Genomic DNA, 19,652 nt, shown 5'->3' on the forward strand with positions numbered 1-19,652 from the left:
GGCCTGACGACGGTGATGCTGACCGGCTGCGGAGCCCTGTCGAGCCTCACCGGGAACAACGAGGTCACCCTGCGGGTCGTGGCGGCCGACTACGGGGACAATCCCGAGAACTCCTCGAAGGGCTACTGGAAGGGCCTCGCCACGGCCTTCGAGCAGAACCACCCCGGCATCAAGGTCCAGGTCGACGTCTACTCCTGGTCCGAGGTCGACGCCAAGGTCGCCGAGATGGTCAAGGACGGCAAGGCCCCCGACGTCGCCCAGATCGGCGCCTACGCCGACTACGCCGCCGACGGCAAGCTCTACTCCGCCGACGAACTGCTGTCCGTGAAGACCGAGGCCGACTTCCTCGCGCCGCTCGCCGACGCGGGCAAGGTCAAGCGCGTCCAGTACGGCATGCCCTTCGTGGCCAGCACCCGGCTGATGTTCTACAACGAGAAGCTGCTCACCGACGCCGGCGTCATCCCCAAGGACGCCAAGGGCGCCTGGCAGCCCAAGAGCTGGGCCGAGCTGGAGGCCGCGGCCAAGAAGCTCAAGGCGGCCGGGGTCCCGACCCCCTTCGCGCTGCCCCTGGGCCGCGAGGAGGCGCAGGCCGAGACCATGCAGTGGATGCTCGCGGGCGGCGGCGGCTACAGCGACAACGAAGAGGCGTACTCGATCGACTCCGCGGACAACGTCAAGACCTTCGAGTACCTGCGCGACAAGCTCGTCGCACCGGGCCTGACCGGCCCCGTCGAGCCGTCCAAGCTGGACCGGCAGGCCGCCTTCGACGCTTTCACGCGCGGCGAGGTCGGCATGCTCAACGGGCACCCGACGCTGCTCAAGCAGGCCGCCGACAAGGGCGTGAAGTACGGCATGGTCCCCATGCCGACCTCCGACGGGACCGACCACTCGACGATGGGCGTCGCCGACTGGGTCATGGCCTTCAAGACCGGCCACAAGAAGGAGTCCGGGCAGTTCCTGGACTTCCTGTACGAGCCGAACAACGTGACGGCCTTCACCGGCAAGTACGACCTGCTCCCGGTCACCACCAGCGGCTACCGGGAGATGCAGGCCGCCACGGGCGCCTCGTCGACGCAGCTGAAGACCTTCCTGCAGGCGCTGCCGAACGCGCGGCTGTACCCGGTCGGCAAGAAGTCCTGGGCGGGCGTGAGCGAGGACATCAAGAAGAACATCGGCACGACCGTGCAGCCGGGCGGACAGCCCGCCAAGGTCCTCGGCGAGATAGCGGAGACGGCGCGCAAGAACGACCCGCGCTGAGCGGTGGCTGTCGGAGGGCGGCGTTAATCTGGCCGTATGACGGACGACGGGCGGCCGCCGGCCGGGCTGACCGCCGACGAGGCGGCGGTGCTCGCCTACGAAGGGCGCACCTGGCCCGGACCCGGCGCCAAGGAGCGGGCCATACGGGAAGGGCTGGGGATGGCCCCGGTCCGCTACTACCAGCTGCTCAACGCGCTGATGGACGACCCGAGGGCGCTGCGGCACGCGCCGGGCACCGTGAACCGGCTGCGGCGCATCCGCGAAGCCCAGCGGGCACGGCGGTAGCGGTGGCGGCAGCGGTCGCGGCAGCGGTCTTCCGCGCGCCGTAGCCGTGGCCCGGCTCGGCCGTTAGGGTCGAGCGTATGGGGAGCCATCCGCACGATCTGCCGATGCCCGTCACAGCCGCCGGACGCGAGGGACTCGACGCCCTCCTGCACGCACCGCACCACTCCGTCGTCGCCCTCGACTTCGACGGCACCCTCGCCGACATCGTCCCCGACCCCGATCAGGCGCGGGCCCACCCCGCGGCCGTCGCCGCGCTGTCCGCGCTGGCGCCCCGCGTGGGATCGGTCGCGGTCGTCACGGGCCGGCCGGCCGGGGTCGCCGTCCGCTACGGCGGCTTCGCCGGGGTCCCGGGCCTCGAGCACCTGGTGGTGCTGGGGCACTACGGGGCCGAGCGCTGGGACGCCGTGAGCGGCATCGTGCACGCCCCGGCCGAACACCCCGGGGTGGCGGCGCTGCGCGCCGAGCTGCCGGGGTTCCTGGACGCGATCGGCGCGTGGCGCGGCACCTGGATCGAGGAGAAGGGCCAGGCGCTGGCCGTCCACACCCGCCGGGCGGACGACCCCGCGGCTGCCTTCGCGGCCCTGCGCGAGCCCCTGGAGGGGCTGGCGGCCCGCCACGGGCTGATGGTCGAGCCGGGCCGCGCGGTGCTGGAGCTGAGGCCGCCGGGCATGGACAAGGGCGTGGCGCTCACGGAGTACCTCGCGGAGGTGGGGGCGACCTCCGTGCTGTACGCGGGCGACGACCTGGGCGACCTCGCGGCGTTCTCGGCGGTGGAGAAGCTGCGGGGGGACGGGCTGCCGGGGCTGCTGGTGTGCAGCGGCTCGGCGGACGTGCCGGAGCTCGCCGCACGCGCGGACCTGGTCCTGTCCGGCCCGGCCGAGGTCGTGGCGCTGCTGGCCGCGCTGGCCGCGGCCGTACACGCCTGACCCGGGCGGGGCCGGGCAACGGCCCCGCACGGCTCAGCCCGGACACGGCTCAGCCCGGCGCGGCTCAGCCCGGACGCGGCTCAGTCCCGGAGGTCCGTGAGCTGGGCCGTGAGCCACTGGGCCGGGGGGAGGGCCGTCGCCGCCGCGGCCAGCCGCTTCGTACGGTCCGCGCGCTCGGCCGCCGGCATGGACAGCGCCGCGTGCAACGCCCGCGCCGTCGCCGTGACGTCGTACGGGTTCACCGTCAGCGCGTCCTCGGCCAGCTCCTCGTACGCCCCCGCCCCCGTCGACAGCACCAGCGCGCACCCCGCCTCCGACACCACCGGGATCTCCTTCGCCACCAGGTTCATCCCGTCCCGCACCGGATTGACCAGCGCCACGTCCGCCAGCCGGTACGCCGCCAGCGACCGCGCGAAGTCGTCCTCCACCGAGACCAGCACCGGCTGCCAGTCCGCGGTGCCGAACTCCTCGTTGACCGAGGCCGCCAGGTCCGCCACCGCCCGCGTGTACTCCCGGTACACCGCCAGGTCCTGCCGGGACGGGTAGGCGGAGGCCAGGTGCACCACCCGCCCGCGCCACTCGGGGTGGACCTCCAGCAGCTCCCGGTAGGCCAGCAGGCCCCGCAGGATGTTCTTCGACAGCTCCGTGCGGTCCACCCGGACGATCGTCTTCAGGCCGGCCGTCCGCTCCCGCAGCTCCGCCAGCTTCGCGTCCACCTCCGGCCGGTGCGCCAGCGCCCGCAGCTCGTCCCCGTCCACGCCCAGCGGGTACACCGCCACCGGCGCCTCGGGCCCCGCCGACGCCGTGAACTCCCGCGCCCACCGCTCCGTGTGGAAGCCCACCCGGTCCGCCCCGAGCATCCCCCGCAGCAGCTGCCCGCGGATGTCGTCCGGGAGCATCCCCAGGAACTCGGGCGACGCCCACGGGGTGTGCGTGAAGTGCCCGATCCGCAGGTCCGGGCGCAGCTCCCGCAGCAGGCCCGGGACCAGTGCCAGGTGGTAGTCCTGGACCAGGACGCGGGCCCCCTGCGCGGCCTCCTCGGCCAGGGCCGCGGCGAACGCCTCGTTGTACGCCGTGTACGAGGCCCAGCGCCGCCGGAACGCCGCGTCGAAGACCGGCTCGCGCGGGATGTCGTACAGGTGGTGGTGCAGGAACCACAGCACCGAGTTCGCGATGCCGTTGTACGCGTCGTCGTAGACCGCGGGATCGATGTCCAGCATCCGGACGCCCGGCTCGGCCACGCCCCGCCGTACCGCCTCGCGGTCCGCGTCCGAGAGCGCCGCGCAGATCCACAGCGCGCCGGGCTGCTCCGCGAGGGCCGCGGAGAGGCCGGAGACGAGCCCGCCCCCGCCGCGGCGGGCACTGAGCGTTCCTTGCGCGTCGAGGGCGTACGAGAGCGGGCCGCGGTTCGCGGCGACGAGCACCTGGGAAGCCATGCGGCGAACCTAGCCCGCCCCGCCCCCGGTCAAACGTCAGTGCCCGCGCGCGGCGGGTTGCCCGTTCACGCCGCGCGCCGCCGCGCGTACTCCTCGATGTCCCGCATCGGCGGCCGCTCCTCGGTGTCCACGGGGTGGTCGTGGGCGACGAAGCCGTCCGGGCCGCGGTCGAACTGCGTCAGCTCCGGCCGGACGAGGTGCCCGCGCGCGAGCCGCACCTGCGCGGTGCGGTAGATCGCCGCGGCCATCCGCCCCAGTGCCTGCCCGTCCTGGTGGCGGTGGAGCCGTACGCCCACGTCCACCTGGGCGAGCGCGTCCAGCCCGGCCGTGTGCAGGGCGTCCACCATCAGGCCCAGCTCGACCCCGTAGCCGACGGGGAACGGCAGCCGTTCCAGCAGCTCGCGGCGGACGGCGTACTCGCCGCCCAGCGGCTGGACGAAGCCGGCCAGCTGCGGCCAGTGCAGGTTGAGCAGGGGGCGGGCCACGAGCTCGGTGACCCGGCCGCCCTGGCCGGGGGCGATCCCGTCGGGGTCGGGCCCGGTGACGAGGGGGCGGTCGTACATGGCCTTGACGAAGCGCAGGTCCGGATCGGTCAGCAGCGGGCCGACGATCCCGGAGACGAAGTCGGCCGAGAAGTCGCGCAGATCGGCGTCGACGAAGCAGACGATGTCACCGGTGGTCGCCAGCAGCGAGCGCCACAGCACCTCGCCCTTGCCGGGCAGGGCGGGGATCCGCGGCAGGATGTCGTCGCGGTGGACCACCCGGGCCCCGGCCTTCGCCGCGACCTCCGCCGTGCGGTCGGTGGACCCCGAGTCGACCACGACCAGCTCGTCCACCAGGGGCACCGCCAGCCCCTCGATCAGATCGCGCCGGATCACCTCGACGATGTCGCCGACCGTCGCCTCCTCGTCGAGCGCCGGCAGCACCACGCTCACGGTGGTCCCGGCTGCCCGCTTGGCGGAGAGCAGCTGGCCGAGCGGTCGGTCGGCGGCGGACCAGGAGCGGTCGGCCAGCCATCGCTCCACCTCTTCCAGCACCTTCAGCACTCCCTGGTTCTTCCATCGTTTCGACCGAAATGTGATCCATCTCGCGGTTCGGACGGCTGTCTCAACCCCCCGGGCCTTCGGTTACAGTCTTGAACAACGCGAAGGTCCACCGCATGCCGGGGGTCCCCGCGTACAAACGCCCGGGTGCGCCGTAGAGCGCGTCGCCCGGTGCCATACCGCTCATCCAGAGGGGCAGAGGGACACGGCCCGTTGAAGCCCCGGCAACCCTCCAGTCGGTTCTCGCGATCGCGCACATCCAGCGGCGTCAGCGAGGTCCCCGGCTAGGGAAGGTGCCAATTCCGTCTCATGGCGAAGTGCGCCATGGGGAAGATGAGGAGAAAGGGCCTCGCCATCATGGCTGCACAGTCTGTCGCAACCTCTGCCGAAACCGTTGAAACCGCCACTTCTGGCACTTCTGTCGATCTCGGTCCCGCCACCGGCCTCTCCTGTCGTGAGTGCGGCACCCGCTTCGAGCTCGGCCCGATCTTCGCCTGCGCCGAGTGCTTCGGCCCGCTCGAAGTCTCGTACGACCTGCCGCTGGGTGATCCGGAAGCCCTGCGCGCCGCGATCGAGGCCGGCCCCGACAACATCTGGCGCTACGCGCCGCTGCTGCCCGTCCCGGCGGACGTGGCCTCCAAGCCGAGCCTGAACCCGGGCTTCACCAAGCTCGTGGACGCGCGGAACCTGGCCAAGGAGCTGGGCGTCACCGGCAAGCTCTACGTCAAGGACGACTCCGGCAACCCGACGCACTCCTTCAAGGACCGCGTCGTGGCCATCGCCGTCGAGGCCGCCCGCGCCTTCGGCTTCACCACCCTGTCCTGCTCCTCCACCGGCAACCTGGCCGGCGCCGTCGGCGCCGCCGCCGCCCGCGCCGGCTTCCGCTCCTGCGTGTTCATCCCGCACGACCTGGAGCAGGGCAAGGTCATCATGGCCGGTGTCTACGGTGGCGACCTGGTCGGCATCGAGGGCAACTACGACGACGTCAACCGCTTCTGCTCCGAGCTCATCGGCGACCCGCTGGGCGAGGGCTGGGGCTTCGTCAACGTCAACCTGCGCCCGTACTACGGCGAGGGCTCCAAGACCCTGGCGTACGAGATCTGCGAGCAGCTCGGCTGGCAGCTGCCCGACCAGATCGTCATCCCGATCGCGTCCGGCTCGCAGTTGACGAAGATCGACAAGGGTCTGCAGGAGCTGATCAAGCTCGGCCTCGTCGAGGACAAGCCGTACAAGATCTTCGGCGCCCAGGCCGAGGGCTGCTCGCCCGTCTCCACCGCCTTCAAGGCCGGTCACGAGGTGGTGCGCCCGCAGAAGCCCAACACCATCGCCAAGTCGCTGGCCATCGGCAACCCGGCGGACGGCCCGTACGTCCTGGACATCGCGCGCCGCACCGGCGGCTACGTCGAGGACGTCAACGACGTCCAGGTCGTCGAGGCCATCAAGATCCTCGCGCAGACCGAGGGCATCTTCGCCGAGACCGCGGGCGGCGTCACCGTCGGCGTGACGAAGAAGCTCATCGAGAACGGGCAGCTGGACCCCTCGCTGACCACCGTGATCCTGAACACCGGTGACGGCCTCAAGACCCTGGAGGCGGTGGCCGCCGGCGGTGGCCAGACCGCCACCATCCGCCCGAGCCTGGACGCGTTCCGCGCCGCCAACCTGGCCTGATCTCCCTCCTCTGCACACCGGAAAGGCAGTAGCGCCATGAGCGTCAACGTCCGCATCCCCACCATCCTGCGCACCTACACCGGCGGCAAGGCCGAGGTCCCCGCCGAGGGCACGACCCTCGCCGAGGTCATCGAGTCCCTGGAGAAGAGCCACCCGGGCATCGCCGCGCGCGTCCTGGACGACCAGGGCAAGCTGCGCCGCTTCGTGAACGTCTACGTCAACGACGACGACGTGCGCTTCGAGGGCGGGCTGCAGACGTCCACTCCGGACGGCGCGGGCGTCTCGATCATCCCCGCGGTGGCCGGCGGCTGCTGAACAATCCGGCGGCCGACTTCCGGCCGCTGATGGACCAGAACGCTGAATTGCCCCCTCCGGTAATAAACGGAGGGGGCAATTCTGCTTGGTTGGGCGCGGTAGAGTTGGGGAAGTCCCCTCCGCTGGACTTGCCCGCCGCATATGAGCGGGCCGCGTGAGGGTTGACATTGAGTCAACATGCAAGTGCGGTATGGGGCGTTGGCCTGGCTTGTCCGGCCCGAGTTGCCCTGGAATATTCCTAGTTTTCACCCTATTTCAATCTTTTGCCATGTCCAGAATTCTCGTCGGAATGACCTGTTGCAGACAGCAGCGGTGCGGATACATTCAGCCCCGGTCGAGGCGTTCCGGCGCAAGTTCTGACCCGGGACCGCGAAGTGCGGTCCTGCGCAAGGGCCAGTAATAGGGGAGTTAGGCATGGCTCAGGGCACCGTCAAGTGGTTCAACGCGGAGAAGGGCTACGGCTTCATCGCGGTCGACGGTGGTGCGGATGTGTTCGTCCACTACAGCGCCATCCAGATGGACGGGTACCGCACCCTTGAAGAGGGTCAGCGGGTCGAATTCGAGATCTCGCAGGGCCAGAAGGGTCCGCAGGCGGACATGGTCAAGCTCGCCGCCGGCTAGGCCGACCGCGATCGACCACCGACACGTACCGCGCCCGCGCACAGGGCCGCGTACGACGGCACCACTGCATGCAGACGAGGGGCCCACATCCTGGACACGGGATGCGGGCCCCTCGTGCGCGTGCCCCCGCACCCCTTGTCCCGCCTGCTTGTTCACCAGGGGTTCCCCGAAGCCGCTTGCACTCGGGGGTGCCGAGTGCTAATCATTGGCGTTAGCACTCTCCGGGTGAGAGTGCTACTAAACGAGGACCGGGTCGGTGAGGCCCGCAGGGTCCGGTGGGCAGGAACCGCCGGGCACGCAGGCCGTCCGTCGCGGGCGCGGGCGCGGTCCGGGAGCAATCCACCGCTGTCCGGGAGGACCACTTCAGATGGCCAAGATCATTGCGTTCAACGAGGAGGCCCGGCGCGGTCTCGAGCGAGGCATGAACCAGCTCGCCGACGCCGTCAAGGTCACCCTTGGCCCCAAGGGTCGCAACGTCGTCCTTGAGAAGAAGTGGGGCGCCCCCACGATCACCAACGATGGTGTCTCCATCGCCAAGGAGATCGAGCTCGAGGACCCGTACGAGAAGATCGGCGCAGAGCTGGTCAAGGAAGTCGCCAAGAAGACGGACGACGTCGCCGGCGACGGTACGACCACCGCCACCGTCCTCGCCCAGGCGCTCGTCCGCGAGGGCCTGCGCAACGTGGCCGCCGGTGCGAACCCGATGGCCCTCAAGCGCGGTATCGAGAAGGCCGTCGAGGCCGTCTCCGCCGCCCTGCTGGCGCAGGCCAAGGATGTCGAGACCAAGGAGCAGATCGCTTCGACGGCCTCCATCTCCGCCGCCGACACCCAGATCGGCGAGCTCATCGCCGAGGCCATGGACAAGGTCGGCAAGGAAGGCGTCATCACGGTCGAGGAGTCGCAGACCTTCGGTCTCGAGCTCGAGCTCACCGAGGGCATGCGCTTCGACAAGGGCTACATCTCGGCGTACTTCGCCACCGACATGGAGCGCATGGAGTCGTCCCTCGACGACCCGTACATCCTGATCGTCAACTCGAAGATCGGCTCGGTCAAGGACCTGCTGCCGCTCCTCGAGAAGGTCATGCAGTCCGGCAAGCCGCTGCTGATCATCGCCGAGGACGTCGAGGGCGAGGCCCTGTCGACCCTGGTCGTCAACAAGATCCGCGGCACCTTCAAGTCCGTCGCCGTCAAGGCTCCGGGCTTCGGCGACCGCCGCAAGGCCATGCTCGGCGACATCGCCATCCTCACGGGCGGCACGGTCATCTCCGAGGAGGTCGGCCTCAAGCTCGAGAACGCCGGTCTCGACCTGCTCGGCCGCGCCCGCAAGGTCGTCATCACCAAGGACGAGACCACCATCGTCGACGGTGCCGGTGACAGCGACCAGGTTGCCGGTCGCGTCAACCAGATCCGCGCCGAGATCGAGAACTCCGACTCGGACTACGACCGCGAGAAGCTCCAGGAGCGCCTCGCGAAGCTGGCCGGCGGCGTGGCCGTCATCAAGGCCGGCGCCGCGACCGAGGTCGAGCTCAAGGAGCGCAAGCACCGCATCGAGGACGCCGTTCGCAACGCGAAGGCGGCCGTCGAAGAGGGCATCGTCGCCGGTGGCGGCGTGGCCCTGCTGCAGGCTTCCGCGGTCTTCGAGAAGCTCGAGCTCGAGGGCGACGAGGCGACCGGCGCCAACGCCGTGAAGCTCGCGCTGGAGGCCCCGCTCAAGCAGATCGCCGTCAACGGTGGTCTCGAGGGTGGCGTCGTCGTGGAGAAGGTCCGCAACCTGCAGATCGGTTGGGGCCTGAACGCCGCGACCGGCGAGTACGTGGACATGATCGCCGCGGGCATCATCGACCCGGCGAAGGTCACCCGCTCTGCCCTGCAGAACGCGGCGTCGATCGCGGCCCTCTTCCTCACCACCGAGGCCGTCATCGCCGACAAGCCCGAGAAGGCCGGCGCCGCTGGTGGCGGCGGCATGCCGGGCGGTGACATGGACTTCTGATCGGCCCCCGGCTGATCGGCTGTTCTCGTACCGAGGGCGGCACCCCTTCTCCACGAAGGGGTGCCGCCCTCGGGCGTTTCCGCGTGCTTAGAAGCCGGTGGTGTCGATGGCGAAGTCGAACGGCTTCGGGACGTTCAGGGGCTGACCGAAGGACACGGTCGTACGGGACCGGTATCCGTGCGGGGAGGGGTCCCAGAAGCAGGTGATCTCCGAGTCCTGCATGTCGACGACCAGGTAGATGGGCACGATCTGGCCGTACACGTCCAGCTTCTCGTTCCAGTCGGCGTCCCTGGTGGAGACGGACGTGAACTCTCCGACCAACGACAGCGCCGCTCCGTCCGCGTGCAGCCCTTCCTCGTCGAAGGCCGCTTCGTCCGCGACGTACAAGTCCGGTCCGTAGCCGCGCTCCGCTGCCGGGAACCGGAAGAGGAAGGGTGAGGTGTCCGCGAAGTGCCCGTCAGGGGCGTGGGTCAGGAGCTGCTCGCGCAGGAGGCGCATGCGACGGGAGTAGCGCAGCTTGGAGAACGGCGACAAGACGATCTTCCCCCGGATGAGCTCGGCCTTGAAGCCGTCTGGCGTGTTCATCTCCGCAACCGTGTGCAGGAGCCCCTCGAACGTTGGCGGCGACACGGTCTCTATGGGTGTGGCCCGCTCGGTCATGATCGTCACCATCGTCCTCCGGAAGGGGTGCAGTGCCTTGCTTTCGTGCCACGTCCCAGGCTAGTGGTGGCGCGGGGGCGCTGCTCGGTGCATGGGACGCATCGGCGGGGGGTGGCCGGGTTTGGTTGACTGGCGGCATGAGTGAGCCGTTCGTCAAGATCTGCGGTCTGAAGACCGCGCGTGACATCGACACCGCCGTGGAGGCGGGGGCCGATGCCGTGGGGTTCATCCTCGCCGCCGGGACCGTGCGCACGATCGACGCCGCCGCCGCGCGGGAGCTGGCCGCGCGGGTGCCCGCCGGGGTGCTCACCGTCGGGGTGTTCCGCGGGCAGTCGGTCGCAGAGGTCCGGCGGCTGGCCGAGGAGAGCGGCGTACGCGCCGTGCAGCTGCACGGGGACGAGGGGCCCGAGTACTACGAGGAGCTGCGCGCGGAGGGCCGGACCCTGATCCGGGCCACGGCCCGCGCGGTGGCCTCCGTGGGGGAGTACGGCGAGGACCTGCTGCTGATCGACGCCCCCGACGCGGGCTCCGGCAAGCCGTGGAACTGGGGGTCGCCGGAGTTCACCGCGCCGAACGGGCGCTGGGTGCTGGCGGGCGGGCTGAACCCGGGCAACGTGCGCGAGGCGCTCGCGGTCACCGGGGCCTGGGGCGTGGACGTGTCGAGCGGGGTGGAGCGGGAGCGCGGGGTGAAGTCCCCGGAGCTGATCCGGGCCTTCATCACGGCGGCGCGGGGTGCGACGCGGGGCTGAGCGGGGTCGACTGAGCGGGGTCGGCGCGGCGGCGCACGGCTGAGCGGTGTCGCGCGGCGGCGCGCGGGCAGGTGTGTGGATTCGCTCCGCCGTCCGGCCGCTCCTGGGACGTGTCGCCGTGAACCGGGGCGCGCGAGGTGGTCGGCTGGCCGACGGTCTCAATCGCCGACATCGAAAGGTGGTACCCGGTGAACCGAGCACGGTTCCTCGCCGCGGTCGTCCCGTCCCTGCTGGTGGCTGCGCTCGCCGGAGCCGGCGCGGCCGCGCCGGCCGCGGCCGATCCGCTGCCGAAGCCCAAGCCGCCCGTCCCGCACTGCTTGGGATCCGACGGGACGGACCTCAACGAGCTCTACGATGTGAAGCTGCGGATCGTCGGTCCACCCACCTGCCGCGAGATCTACGCCAAGGAGAAGTGGGTCCGGACCGTGCCGGGCTGGACCACGGCGGCCAGCGCCGAGGTGGCGGTCTATCCGGACGGCTACGAGCCGTCCCGTCCCGATCCGATCGACGACTTCAACTCCAAGTTCGTCAGCGCCACCTACGTCCTCGACATCGGCACGCCGCAGGAGAAGCGCCAGACGTTCAAGAAGAAGGAGGTCCTGCGGACCGGTTTCGTCGACGCGGACGGGAATCCGTACTCGGCCGTCGTCTCGCCGCCGTTCAAGGCGCCGGACCTCGGCCCGCACACCCAGACCGTCTTCTTCACCCTCAAGGCGGAGCACTGCGACGGCCTCGGGACGGTCACGGAGGAGAACTGCCTGCCGGCAGGCACCTTCGACTACACGGGCGACGTCCCCATCACGGTGGTCCCGAGGCCCGACCACTAGCCGACTGACAGCCCCTGGTCGGCGAGCGAGTCGATCCAGCGTTCCAGCCGGCGGCCTTCCGTGGCCATCATTTCGGGGTCGCGGAAGGTGTTCGTGAGCAGCGAGATGCCCTGGTACGAGGCGATCAGGGCGACCGCCAGCTCGCGGGCGTCGGAGGTCCGGCCCAGGGCGCGGAACTGCTGCTCGGCCCAGTCGAGCAGCACCCGCATGACCGTGGCGAGGGTCTGGTCGAGGCCGTCGTCGCGCTTGTCGAGCTCGGAGGCGAGCGAACCGGTGGGGCAGCCGTGGCGGGCGGTGAGCTCGCGCTGGTCGATCCAGCCGGCGAGGAGGGCCTTCAGCCGGTCCTGCGGGGTGGGGAGCGCGTCCAGGGCGGAGATCAGCCCGGCCAGGTGCTGCGCGTGGGCGTCGATGGCCGCCTCGACCAGCTGGTCCTTGGTCTTGAAGTAGTAGTAGACGTTGCCGAGGGGGACGTCGGCCGCGCGCGCGATGTCGGCGATCGTCGTCTTCTCCACGCCCTGTTCGTGCAGGACCTGGGCCGCCGCCGCGGCGAGCCGTTCGCGCTTGCCCCCGCGCGCGACCTTCGGGCGGGAGGCCGGGGATGGGGACGGCTGGGACGGCGGGGAGGCCGGGGGCGACGGTTCGGCGGAGTCTGAGTAAGTCACCTGACTAAGTGTAGACGGGCGCGGCCCGGCGGGCTATGGTCGTCGTCACAGGAGTTAGTCAGTCGACTAACTCACTCACGGGTGGGAGACCTCATGTTCGTCATCACGGGTGCGACCGGAAACGTCGGCGGCGAGCTGGTACGGATCCTCGCGGCGGCGGGGGAGCCGGTCACGGCCGTCTCCCGCCGGGCGCCGGAGCACGCGCTGCCCGAGGGCGTCCGCCACCACCGCGCCGACCTCGCCGAGCCGCAGAGCCTGCGGCCCGCCCTCGACGGGGCCGAGGCCCTGTTCCTGCTCGTCGCCGGCGAGGACCCGCGGGCGGTCCTGGAGCTGGCCGCGGCGGGCGGCGTACGCAGGGTCGTGCTGCTGTCCTCGCAGGGGGTCGGGACCCGGCCCGAGCAGTACCGGCACCCCGCGGCCTTCGAGGAGGCCGTCCGCCGGTCGGGCCTGGAGTGGACGGTCCTGCGCTCGGGCGGGCTCGACTCCAACGCCTTCGCCTGGGCCGAGTCGATCCGCGCCCACCGCACGGCGGCCGCGCCCTTCGGGGACGTCGGCCTGCCGGTGGTCGACCCGGCGGACGTGGCCGAGGTCGCGGCGGCGGTGCTGCGGAGCGGGGCCGGGGGGGGGAGATCGGCGGCGGGTTGGTGGGGTTTTGCTGGATCGTGGTGCTCCGTGTGGTGCGGCAGGCACCCCGGCCCGGATGAGGCGGGCCGGGGCGGCGTGAGGGAAGTGGTCAGCGAGACCGCGAAGGGGATCCGGGCGATGCCGGCGGAGTCGCAGCGGGAGCCTGGCCGCCCGTGGCCTTGGCCTGCTGGGCGCGGTGCGCGGCCATTGTCTGTGCCCAGGCGGTCACGTCGTACAGGCCCGGGTCGATGTTGACGTCGTAGTTGGCGATGAGCAGCGGGAGCGCCGCACGGGTGACGAGCTGCTTCTGGGCCTTCTCGCTCAGGCCGTCGGGGGTTTCGTGCCAGACGTAGACGGGGCCTGTGGTCTCATCGGTGCGGCGCTCCAGGCCGGCACTGTCGAGGATGGCAAGGAGTTCTTCCGGTGCGTTGCTGCGGCTGACGATGTGGATGCTGCCGGGAGTGCGGGCCTGTCGGTAGATCTCGACGTCTTTGCCGGTTTCGTCGGCCAGATTTCCCACGGGGGATCTCCTCGCGGTGGTGGGTGGATCAGCGGGTCGCAGATGCGACCGCCGGGCAGGGCGGGCGAGCGGGCAGCGCGGTGGGCGCGGAAGCCAGCCGGGCCGGGCGCATGGTGACGCCGACGCCGATACGGGCCAGTCGCTGGGAGACGGCCTGGACGCGGGCGATCTGCTCGCGGTCGCCGTACGACGCCGGAAGGAGGAACTGCCGGTGGTAGGGGTGGTACTGGAATCCGGCGCCGTACAGGACCACGGTTGCCTCACGCACTCCGGTGACGGCGCCGACGGCCCCGTCCGGGTGCCAGACCATGCTCACCGCCCCGGTGATCAGGGCAGGTTCGGGCCGGCGGGGTGCGGGATGGGCGGTGTTGTGCCGGACCTGGCGCAGCGCATCCTCGTAGCGGGGCAGCAGCCTGCGGGTGACCTGGGCGGCGGCGCGGGCGGGGTCGGAGGGGACGGTGATGCCGTTGGGTTCGGCGACCTGGTGGAAGGCGTCGTGATGGGCGTCCGGTTCCAGTGCGCCGATCATGAACTGGTGCCGGTACCGGGGGCGATCGAAGAGCAGCAGGCGTGCTCCGTCGGCTCGGGCGAGCACGGCCTGGTGGCCGAGGACGAAGTTGGAGGTGGCGTAGCCGACGGCTCCCATGTCCCACACCGTCGAGGTGGTGGCGATCTGGTCGTGGTAGGCGGCGTGGCGGGTGTAAGTGCTGGTCCAGGTCTCGGGCAGGCGGGCGGCGAGGCCTTCTGCGAAGGCCGCGAGATCGGTTCGATGGTGTCGTGGAGGCATGGACCGTTTCGGAGGCGGAGTGCGGCGGGTTCAGCGTCCCCGGGTGGGCGGCGACGCCGCTGGACCTGGAGGTGCAGGCGGTTGCGGGGAGACCGGCTTGGCGGCGGCGGCCTGATTGCGGATGTGCCGGATCTCGCCGCCGTGTCGCGAGAGCCCGCTGGTGGTGTCCATCAGCCGCATCGCGAGGTCCTCCTTGGACAGTGCGCCCTCAGTGCGCTGGCTCCAGGTGGCCCAGGTCGTGATCAGGGTCTGCACCAGGTGGGACAGCAGGCCCTCGGTGGGTGCGGCCACTTCGGCGAGGATCTCGGCGACCTGCTTGTCGTCGGTGGCCCTGCTGGCCCGCTCGGCGAGCTGGTCCAGGTAGCGGTGGGCCGCTGCCCGGTCGCCGTCAGGGGTGGCGAGCGTGTTCAGGGAGGGATCCAGGAAGACGCTGAACCCTGAGAGCAGGAGAGCCTGGGCCGCGGCGGTCGCGTAGTGGCGCTGCTGTTCGACGGGCAGGTCGTGCGGCTGGCGCAGGTAGTGGACGCCGCCGTCGCGGAAGCGTCCGACGGTCTCCAGGATGCCCGCGGCTTCTGGTGTGCATCTGCTGGTCACCACCAGCTGGGTGCGTGGGTCGCGGGTGATCGTGACGTAATCGAGGATGAGGAAGTCGGGCTCTGCGCCGTCCTTCACCGGGATCGCACGGTGTTCGCCGTGGCCGGGCGCGGTGCGGGCAGCGGCGTCGTTGCCGGAGTGCCCCGGTGGGGCGCGCTGCGCAGGGTCACACCGATGTTCAGGGCGCCGAGCGCGGCGCCGGCCGCCCGTACGCACTGTGCCTGGTGAGCCGTGTCGTCGCCGGAGGCGACGTACGCCTGCTGGCCGGGGTCGTGGACGAACCCGTGGGCTGTCAGGACGCCGGCCACGTCCGCCCGGTCGGTGGTGGCGGTGAGGTCGCCGGATTCCGTCCAGCTCATCACCAGGGTGTCGGGCTGGGAGTGGGCGCGGTTCAGGCGCAGGGCGTTGTCCTGGACCTGGGCCAGCGCGGCCTCGTATCGGGGCAGGAGGTTGGTGACGATGGCGTCGGTGGCCTGCTCGGGGTCGGCGGGTATCGCGATGCCGTCCGGCTCCCGCACCCCGCGGAATGCTTCCGCGGGGGTGTCGACGGGTGCCATGGCGGCTATGAGGAACTCGTCCTCGTAGCGGGGATGGTCAAGGAGGAAGAGCCGCCGGCCATCGTCGCGGGTCAGGATGACGTCGTGCTTCACCGGGTGCTGGGCGAGAGCTTCGGCGACGTGGTTCAGGTCCCAGACGTCGGCGGTGGCGCTGTGGCGCTCGTCGTGGGCGGTGTGCTGGCGCAGCTCATGGGTCCAGGTGCCGGGCAGGTTCTGGGTGAGGATGGCGGCGAAGGAGCCGAGCTCGTCGGGGTCGCGGTCGTAGGGCATGGTTCCTCGGGCGGGTCTCGGGGCGGTCAGCGGCGGCGGCCGGCCGGGGCGGGCAGAGCAGCAGCCGGTGTGACGGGCGTGGTGGGGATGCGGGCGGGCACGGGGCAGGGGCACGAGGCCGACTTCTCCCGTTCGTCGCTGGCGACTTCCTGGGGGCACGGCGCGCGGTGGGGGTGTACGGCCTGCCGGTCGGCGAGCCCGTTGCGGACGTGCCGCAGGTCAGAGGTGATGACGCGGAGCCGTTCGTCGACCAGGTAGTGCAGCCGCGCGGCGGTGTGCGGGTCGATGGGCTCCCCGAGGTCCTGCAGGAAGTCGGCCGTGGCGGCGAGGACTTCGGCGAGGGCCGGGAGGACACCGTCGTGGGTGGCGGTCAGCTCCGTCAGGGCGTCGCTGACTTCCTCGGTGGTCTCCGCTTCCCGGATCCGGGTCGCGAGGTGTGCGACCTGGGCGCCGAGAGAGAGGTAGTGCGGTTCGTGTTGCTCGGTGGCAAAGGCGGGGTCCGCGGTCAGGTCGTAGCCGACGGCTTGGAGGCGGGCTACGGCGCGGGTGGCCAGGCGGATCTCCTCTTCCTGGTCAAGGCCGGTAGGAAGACGGTGGTACGTCTCGTGGCGGCGGACGACTGGGACGAATCCGGTGCGTTCCAGGAGGCTGTGGGCTTCCGGGTCGCCCCCACGGGCGAGGACTTCCCCGGAGCCCGGATCGCGTCGGACGGTCAGTACACGGTGGGCGAGGGCCAAGAAGAGAATGCTTTCTGCGGTAGAGGCGGCCGGTCAGCGCCTCCGGGTGGCCCGGGACGGGAGCCCGGCGGAGGCACCTGTGGTGGCGACTCCGGCCGGGGTGCCAGGGTGCCCGGGGACGATCTCGGCGAGGTCGGATTCAAGGGCGTGGGATCGGCGGGCGATCCACTCCAGCTGGTGCGCGAGCTCCGGCCAGCCCGACGGCGCACTACCCAGCTGGTGCGCGGCCTTCTCCACGAGACGGCGGGCGGCGGCGAAATGCTGGTGCGCGCCGTTGGACAAGTCCGCCACGAAGTTGGTGCCGGGAATTTCGACGGTGGGCCGTGCCGCCGCCAGCATGTTCGCCTTGAAGGGGGCGGCGTGGTGGTCTGGCGGGGAGAGAAGGCGGAGGTCGGCTTCGATGCGCCGGCATTCCGCGGCCAGGGCGTGGGGGAGTTGCCTGGGCACGGGCGCCCGGACGCCGTCCTCCCGGACCAGATTGGCGACCAGGTCGAGGCGGTGGGGCAGGTCGCGGAGGGCGATCCACCTGCACGGATTCGGGTCGCCGGGCGGGGCGATTCTTGAGACGCGGGCGAGCCGGTGGCCGACCTCGGACCATTCGGCCGGCGTGAGCTCCCGGTCCTCGGGGTGCAGGCGGACGCTGACGTGGAGGATGACGCGGGGATCACCACGGTAGGTGGCGGCGAAGGGGTGCTCCCGGTGCGATTCGTCGAGGTGCTGGGCCCACTCCACCGAGGTCCATATCCGGTCCTCGTCGGTGAAGTAGTCGAGCTGCGACCAGTACGCGACGATCGTGCCGTCGGTGGTCAGGCCCTCCTGGTCGCTGACGGGCCGGCCCAGAGCCGCGGCGAGTGCGTGGGCGGACGTGGTGTCCAACTCGTGGAGTGTGGGGATCATCGGCTGCCGGCCCGGCCGTCGGCGACGTGGACGAGCTGGTTCAGTTCGGTGATCGAGTACCAGCCGACATCGACGGGCTTGCTGTCGGTGAACCGGGGCACGAGGTAGTCCTGCAGGGCCCGCTGGTAGATCAGGCAGTCGGGGCAGCGCGTGGAGAGGTGGACGAGGTAGCGGGGGTGTCCGGTGACGAAGCTGCGGGCGCCGCCGTCAGGGTTGCGCAGGCGCCATCCGTCCTCGTTGGTCGGGGTGTGCCAGGACGGGGTGACCACCGTCATGGCGTCGCCCCACAGGATGCCGTCGTCCACTCCCTTGATGACCACGATCCGGTCGCCGGGAGCGAAGTGTCCGTGGGTGATGTCCCGGTCGGGGGTGATGGCGTCAGCGGGTATGAACGCGGCACGGATGGCGTCGGGCACGGCAGAAGTCCTTCCACGAAGGTGCCGCAGTTTCGCGGCGGGTGAAGTACTTCAATGGTCTGGAGAATCCCCGGTTTGGCTGACCGGGGATCGTCGGCTATATATGTCCGCCCACGGTTACCGGAACGGGTTCTCCGTCCCCCGGTCATCAGCGGTGGCCGCGTCCAGCAGCTCGGGAAGGTCAGTGCCCTCGGCGTCGCGCTGGTCGATCCACCACCCGGCCCGCGTGACCGTGCGGATCTTCTCCTCCAGCGCGGCCCAGTCGGCCTCGTCCCAGGTCCCGCTCTCGGTGACCAGCGCGGTGTACGCGGCCGTCACCAGCTGGAACCGGGAACGCTCACCCCAGGCAAGAGCCCGCTCGGGACCCTCCAGCGCCGGCATGTCGAACTGCGTCGCCCAGTCCAATGCGGCCTGCTGCTCCTCGGCCCGCTTCGCCGCCAGCCACACTTCCTTCGTGGCGCTGTCGGAGTCCCGGGAGGCCTTCCAGCAGTCGGTGCAGTCACGGCCGCCGAGCCAGCGGGCGAATCCGGCCCGCTTGTCGGCGGGACGGTCGGACAGGTTGGCCGTGCTCTCGTGTCCACAGCTGTGGATGATCTTCCATTCGGTTCGGATAGCCATAGATGAATCTCCTTCTGATGCAGGGAAGTTGATGTGGTCGGGCTGGTTGTGGCGGGAGCGCCGGTGGCGGCCGGGGCGACGGCCGGGGCCGAGCTTGCGGCGGGCGAGGGCGAGGATGGCCAGCGAGAGGGCGGCGCCGGCGGCGGGAAGAGCAGCGAGTACGTACGGGCGCTCGGCGAGGGCTCCGGCGAGCGCGGTTCCGGCGGCCTGGCCGGTACCGACGGACAGGATCAGCCAGGCGTACGCCTCGGTGGTGCGTGAGGCGGGTGCCAGGGTGTCCACGGTGTGGAAGCCGTTGGTGATGATCAGGGTGAGGAACAGCCCCGGGACGACGGCCAGGGCGATGGCTGAGCGCGGTCCGGGCTGGATGAGCAGGGGTATCCAGCCGAGGAGGAACAGGCCGGCGGTCGCGAGGAGCTGAGTGGTGGTCGTGCCGGGCCATGTCCGTCGGGCGTAGACCAGGCCGCCGAGGACGCTGCCGGTGGAGAACGCGGCGGGGAGCATCCCGGAGAGCATGGCCATCCCGTGAGTGGTGGCCATGCCCGCTGCCCACACGTTCATCGCACCGAGCGCGAACCCCGTCCCCGCAAGCGCGGTGAACAGCAGGACCAGACCGGCCCCCGCCAGACGGCCGCCTCCCACCGCCCCACCAGTGGTGGCCGGCCGCCAGGTCCGTGACGGGGCAGCGGTCAGGACCACGACCGTTCCCACAAGGGTGAGTGCGGCGGCGGCGTTCAGGGCCATGTCGGGCCCGTATGCGGTGGCCAGCCACGAGGCGAGCAAGGGACCCACGATGTAGAGGAGGCCCTGAGACCCGGTGTCGAGGGCCTGGACGACCCGCCGCCGGCCCAGGTCGGGAAGAACCGTCGGCCACAACGCGCGCAGCCCGGATTCCAAAGGCGGGGTGAACAGACCCGCGAGCCCCACGGCGGCGGTCACGGCCGCCGGATGCCCGCTCGCCCCGATCCACGGGAGCGAGGCCAGGTAACCGGAGTTGAACACGACGGCCGGTGCGGAGATACGGGTCTGCCCGTACCGGTCCATCAGCCTGCCCTTGATCGGCTGGGACAGCCCGGACGCCAGCCCGTACAGCGCGGCGAGGAGGCCGGCGAAGGCCAGGGAACCGCCCCCGCCGGTGATCCACAACACGAGCCCGACGGGCACCATGCCGTTGGGCAGACGACCGGTCAGGG

General features: G+C 71.0%; 21 protein-coding genes, 2 pseudogenes and 1 riboswitch. Of the genes and pseudogenes, 10 read left to right on the top strand and 13 right to left on the bottom strand.

The window, feature by feature from the left end:
• Window positions 1-15 precede the first annotated feature (15 nt).
• From DRB96_RS21655 to otsB, 3 genes are all read left to right on the top strand, one after another.
• The gene (locus DRB96_RS21655; RefSeq protein ID WP_204358056.1) at window positions 16-1,257 is read left to right on the top strand and encodes an extracellular solute-binding protein; all 1,242 of its coding nucleotides are present in this window, start codon (window positions 16-18) and stop codon (window positions 1,255-1,257) included.
• A gap of 36 nt (window positions 1,258-1,293) precedes the next feature.
• The gene (locus DRB96_RS21660; protein WP_112449949.1) at window positions 1,294-1,542 is read left to right on the top strand and encodes a DUF3263 domain-containing protein; all 249 of its coding nucleotides are present in this window, start codon (window positions 1,294-1,296) and stop codon (window positions 1,540-1,542) included.
• A 77-nt stretch (window positions 1,543-1,619) separates the two neighbouring features.
• Window positions 1,620-2,468 (top strand): trehalose-phosphatase, encoded by an 849-nt coding sequence (gene otsB, locus DRB96_RS21665; protein WP_112449950.1) that lies wholly within the window; start codon window positions 1,620-1,622, stop codon window positions 2,466-2,468.
• 80 nt (window positions 2,469-2,548) lie between these two features.
• Here the strand turns inward: otsB and DRB96_RS21670 are convergent, their stop codons facing one another.
• Together DRB96_RS21670 and DRB96_RS21675 are read right to left on the bottom strand one after the other, a co-directional pair.
• Window positions 2,549-3,904 (bottom strand): trehalose-6-phosphate synthase, encoded by a 1,356-nt coding sequence (locus DRB96_RS21670; protein WP_112449951.1) that lies wholly within the window; start codon window positions 3,902-3,904, stop codon window positions 2,549-2,551.
• A gap of 65 nt (window positions 3,905-3,969) precedes the next feature.
• On the bottom strand, window positions 3,970-4,941 hold the full coding sequence (locus DRB96_RS21675) for a glucosyl-3-phosphoglycerate synthase (RefSeq protein WP_112453619.1): 972 nt from the start codon (window positions 4,939-4,941) through the stop codon (window positions 3,970-3,972).
• A 186-nt stretch (window positions 4,942-5,127) separates the two neighbouring features.
• A riboswitch (SAM riboswitch) is annotated at window positions 5,128-5,287 on the top strand.
• A 17-nt stretch (window positions 5,288-5,304) separates the two neighbouring features.
• Between DRB96_RS21675 and thrC the strand changes: the two genes are divergently transcribed.
• From thrC to groL, 4 genes are all read left to right on the top strand, one after another.
• Window positions 5,305-6,615 (top strand): threonine synthase, encoded by a 1,311-nt coding sequence (gene thrC, locus DRB96_RS21680; RefSeq protein ID WP_204357784.1) that lies wholly within the window; start codon window positions 5,305-5,307, stop codon window positions 6,613-6,615.
• 36 nt (window positions 6,616-6,651) lie between these two features.
• Window positions 6,652-6,930, top strand: coding sequence for a MoaD/ThiS family protein (locus DRB96_RS21685; protein WP_112449952.1), 279 nt, complete (start codon window positions 6,652-6,654; stop codon window positions 6,928-6,930).
• A gap of 414 nt (window positions 6,931-7,344) precedes the next feature.
• Window positions 7,345-7,551 (top strand): cold-shock protein, encoded by a 207-nt coding sequence (locus DRB96_RS21690; RefSeq protein WP_008743607.1) that lies wholly within the window; start codon window positions 7,345-7,347, stop codon window positions 7,549-7,551.
• Between the two features lie 367 nt (window positions 7,552-7,918).
• Entirely contained in the window at window positions 7,919-9,541 is a 1,623-nt protein-coding gene (gene groL / locus DRB96_RS21695; protein ID WP_112449953.1) for a chaperonin GroEL, read from the top strand.
• Between the two features lie 87 nt (window positions 9,542-9,628).
• Here the strand turns inward: groL and DRB96_RS21700 are convergent, their stop codons facing one another.
• On the bottom strand, window positions 9,629-10,126 hold the full coding sequence (locus DRB96_RS21700) for a Uma2 family endonuclease (protein ID WP_239516074.1): 498 nt from the start codon (window positions 10,124-10,126) through the stop codon (window positions 9,629-9,631).
• A 212-nt stretch (window positions 10,127-10,338) separates the two neighbouring features.
• Between DRB96_RS21700 and DRB96_RS21705 the strand changes: the two genes are divergently transcribed.
• Together DRB96_RS21705 and DRB96_RS21710 are read left to right on the top strand one after the other, a co-directional pair.
• Complete coding sequence (locus DRB96_RS21705) at window positions 10,339-10,950, top strand: phosphoribosylanthranilate isomerase (protein ID WP_112449955.1); 612 nt, start codon at window positions 10,339-10,341, stop codon at window positions 10,948-10,950.
• Window positions 10,951-11,138: 188 nt separating this feature from the next.
• Window positions 11,139-11,777 (top strand): hypothetical protein, encoded by a 639-nt coding sequence (locus tag DRB96_RS21710; RefSeq protein WP_162688531.1) that lies wholly within the window; start codon window positions 11,139-11,141, stop codon window positions 11,775-11,777.
• Here DRB96_RS21710 and DRB96_RS21715 read toward each other — a convergent pair.
• Window positions 11,774-12,439, bottom strand: a complete 666-nt coding sequence (locus DRB96_RS21715) for a TetR/AcrR family transcriptional regulator (RefSeq protein WP_112449957.1) — start codon at window positions 12,437-12,439, stop codon at window positions 11,774-11,776. The genes DRB96_RS21710 and DRB96_RS21715 overlap by 4 nt on opposite strands.
• 93 nt (window positions 12,440-12,532) lie before the next feature.
• Between DRB96_RS21715 and DRB96_RS21720 the strand changes: the two are divergent.
• A pseudogene (locus DRB96_RS21720) lies at window positions 12,533-13,048 on the top strand (NAD(P)-binding oxidoreductase); the annotation flags it as partial.
• 124 nt (window positions 13,049-13,172) lie between these two features.
• Here DRB96_RS21720 and DRB96_RS43125 read toward each other — a convergent pair.
• The 9 genes and pseudogenes from DRB96_RS43125 to DRB96_RS44770 form a co-directional block, all read right to left on the bottom strand.
• Window positions 13,173-13,583 carry a hypothetical protein gene (locus DRB96_RS43125; RefSeq protein WP_112463586.1) on the bottom strand — a complete coding sequence of 137 codons (411 nt, stop codon included), beginning with the start codon at window positions 13,581-13,583 and terminating at the stop codon, window positions 13,173-13,175.
• A gap of 28 nt (window positions 13,584-13,611) precedes the next feature.
• On the bottom strand, window positions 13,612-14,370 hold the full coding sequence (locus tag DRB96_RS21725; RefSeq protein WP_112449958.1) for a hypothetical protein: 759 nt from the start codon (window positions 14,368-14,370) through the stop codon (window positions 13,612-13,614).
• A gap of 30 nt (window positions 14,371-14,400) precedes the next feature.
• The gene (locus DRB96_RS21730; RefSeq protein WP_112449959.1) at window positions 14,401-15,042 is read right to left on the bottom strand and encodes a hypothetical protein; all 642 of its coding nucleotides are present in this window, start codon (window positions 15,040-15,042) and stop codon (window positions 14,401-14,403) included.
• Window positions 15,039-15,791, bottom strand: a complete 753-nt coding sequence (locus DRB96_RS21735; protein WP_112449960.1) for a hypothetical protein — start codon at window positions 15,789-15,791, stop codon at window positions 15,039-15,041. Before DRB96_RS21735 ends, DRB96_RS21730 begins: the two co-directional genes overlap by 4 nt.
• A gap of 26 nt (window positions 15,792-15,817) precedes the next feature.
• On the bottom strand, window positions 15,818-16,528 hold the full coding sequence (locus DRB96_RS21740) for a hypothetical protein (RefSeq protein ID WP_112449961.1): 711 nt from the start codon (window positions 16,526-16,528) through the stop codon (window positions 15,818-15,820).
• A gap of 33 nt (window positions 16,529-16,561) precedes the next feature.
• Window positions 16,562-17,404, bottom strand: a complete 843-nt coding sequence (locus tag DRB96_RS21745; RefSeq protein WP_112449962.1) for a relaxase/mobilization nuclease — start codon at window positions 17,402-17,404, stop codon at window positions 16,562-16,564.
• Between the two features lie 17 nt (window positions 17,405-17,421).
• Entirely contained in the window at window positions 17,422-17,841 is a 420-nt protein-coding gene (locus DRB96_RS21750; protein WP_112449963.1) for a hypothetical protein, read from the bottom strand.
• A gap of 117 nt (window positions 17,842-17,958) precedes the next feature.
• Entirely contained in the window at window positions 17,959-18,459 is a 501-nt protein-coding gene (locus DRB96_RS44765) for a hypothetical protein (RefSeq protein ID WP_239516910.1), read from the bottom strand.
• A gap of 390 nt (window positions 18,460-18,849) precedes the next feature.
• Window positions 18,850-19,626 (bottom strand): annotated as a pseudogene (locus DRB96_RS44770) (MFS transporter); the annotation flags it as partial.
• Between the last annotated feature and the right edge of the window lie 26 nt (window positions 19,627-19,652).

Origin of the sequence: Streptomyces sp. ICC1 (assembly GCF_003287935.1) — a bacterium.
GTDB classification, from domain to species: Bacteria; Actinomycetota; Actinomycetes; order Streptomycetales; family Streptomycetaceae; genus Streptomyces; species Streptomyces tritrimontium.

Excerpts from the sequence above, each read along its gene's own strand:
- DRB96_RS21655 (WP_204358056.1), top strand. The coding sequence starts at position 16 with ATGCTGACCGGCTGCGGAGCCCTGTCGAGCCTCACCGGGAACAACGAG.
- DRB96_RS21660 (WP_112449949.1), top strand. The coding sequence starts at position 1,294 with ATGACGGACGACGGGCGGCCGCCGGCCGGGCTGACCGCCGACGAGGCG.
- otsB (WP_112449950.1), top strand. The coding sequence starts at position 1,620 with ATGGGGAGCCATCCGCACGATCTGCCGATGCCCGTCACAGCCGCCGGA.
- DRB96_RS21670 (WP_112449951.1), bottom strand. The coding sequence starts at position 3,904 with ATGGCTTCCCAGGTGCTCGTCGCCGCGAACCGCGGCCCGCTCTCGTAC.
- thrC (WP_204357784.1), top strand. The coding sequence starts at position 5,305 with ATGGCTGCACAGTCTGTCGCAACCTCTGCCGAAACCGTTGAAACCGCC.
- DRB96_RS21685 (WP_112449952.1), top strand. The coding sequence starts at position 6,652 with ATGAGCGTCAACGTCCGCATCCCCACCATCCTGCGCACCTACACCGGC.
- DRB96_RS21690 (WP_008743607.1), top strand. The coding sequence starts at position 7,345 with ATGGCTCAGGGCACCGTCAAGTGGTTCAACGCGGAGAAGGGCTACGGC.
- groL (WP_112449953.1), top strand. The coding sequence starts at position 7,919 with ATGGCCAAGATCATTGCGTTCAACGAGGAGGCCCGGCGCGGTCTCGAG.
- DRB96_RS21700 (WP_239516074.1), bottom strand. The coding sequence starts at position 10,126 with ATGAACACGCCAGACGGCTTCAAGGCCGAGCTCATCCGGGGGAAGATC.
- DRB96_RS21705 (WP_112449955.1), top strand. The coding sequence starts at position 10,339 with ATGAGTGAGCCGTTCGTCAAGATCTGCGGTCTGAAGACCGCGCGTGAC.
- DRB96_RS21725 (WP_112449958.1), bottom strand. The coding sequence starts at position 14,370 with ATGCCTCCACGACACCATCGAACCGATCTCGCGGCCTTCGCAGAAGGC.
- DRB96_RS21735 (WP_112449960.1), bottom strand. The coding sequence starts at position 15,791 with ATGCCCTACGACCGCGACCCCGACGAGCTCGGCTCCTTCGCCGCCATC.
- DRB96_RS44765 (WP_239516910.1), bottom strand. The coding sequence starts at position 18,459 with ATGGCTATCCGAACCGAATGGAAGATCATCCACAGCTGTGGACACGAG.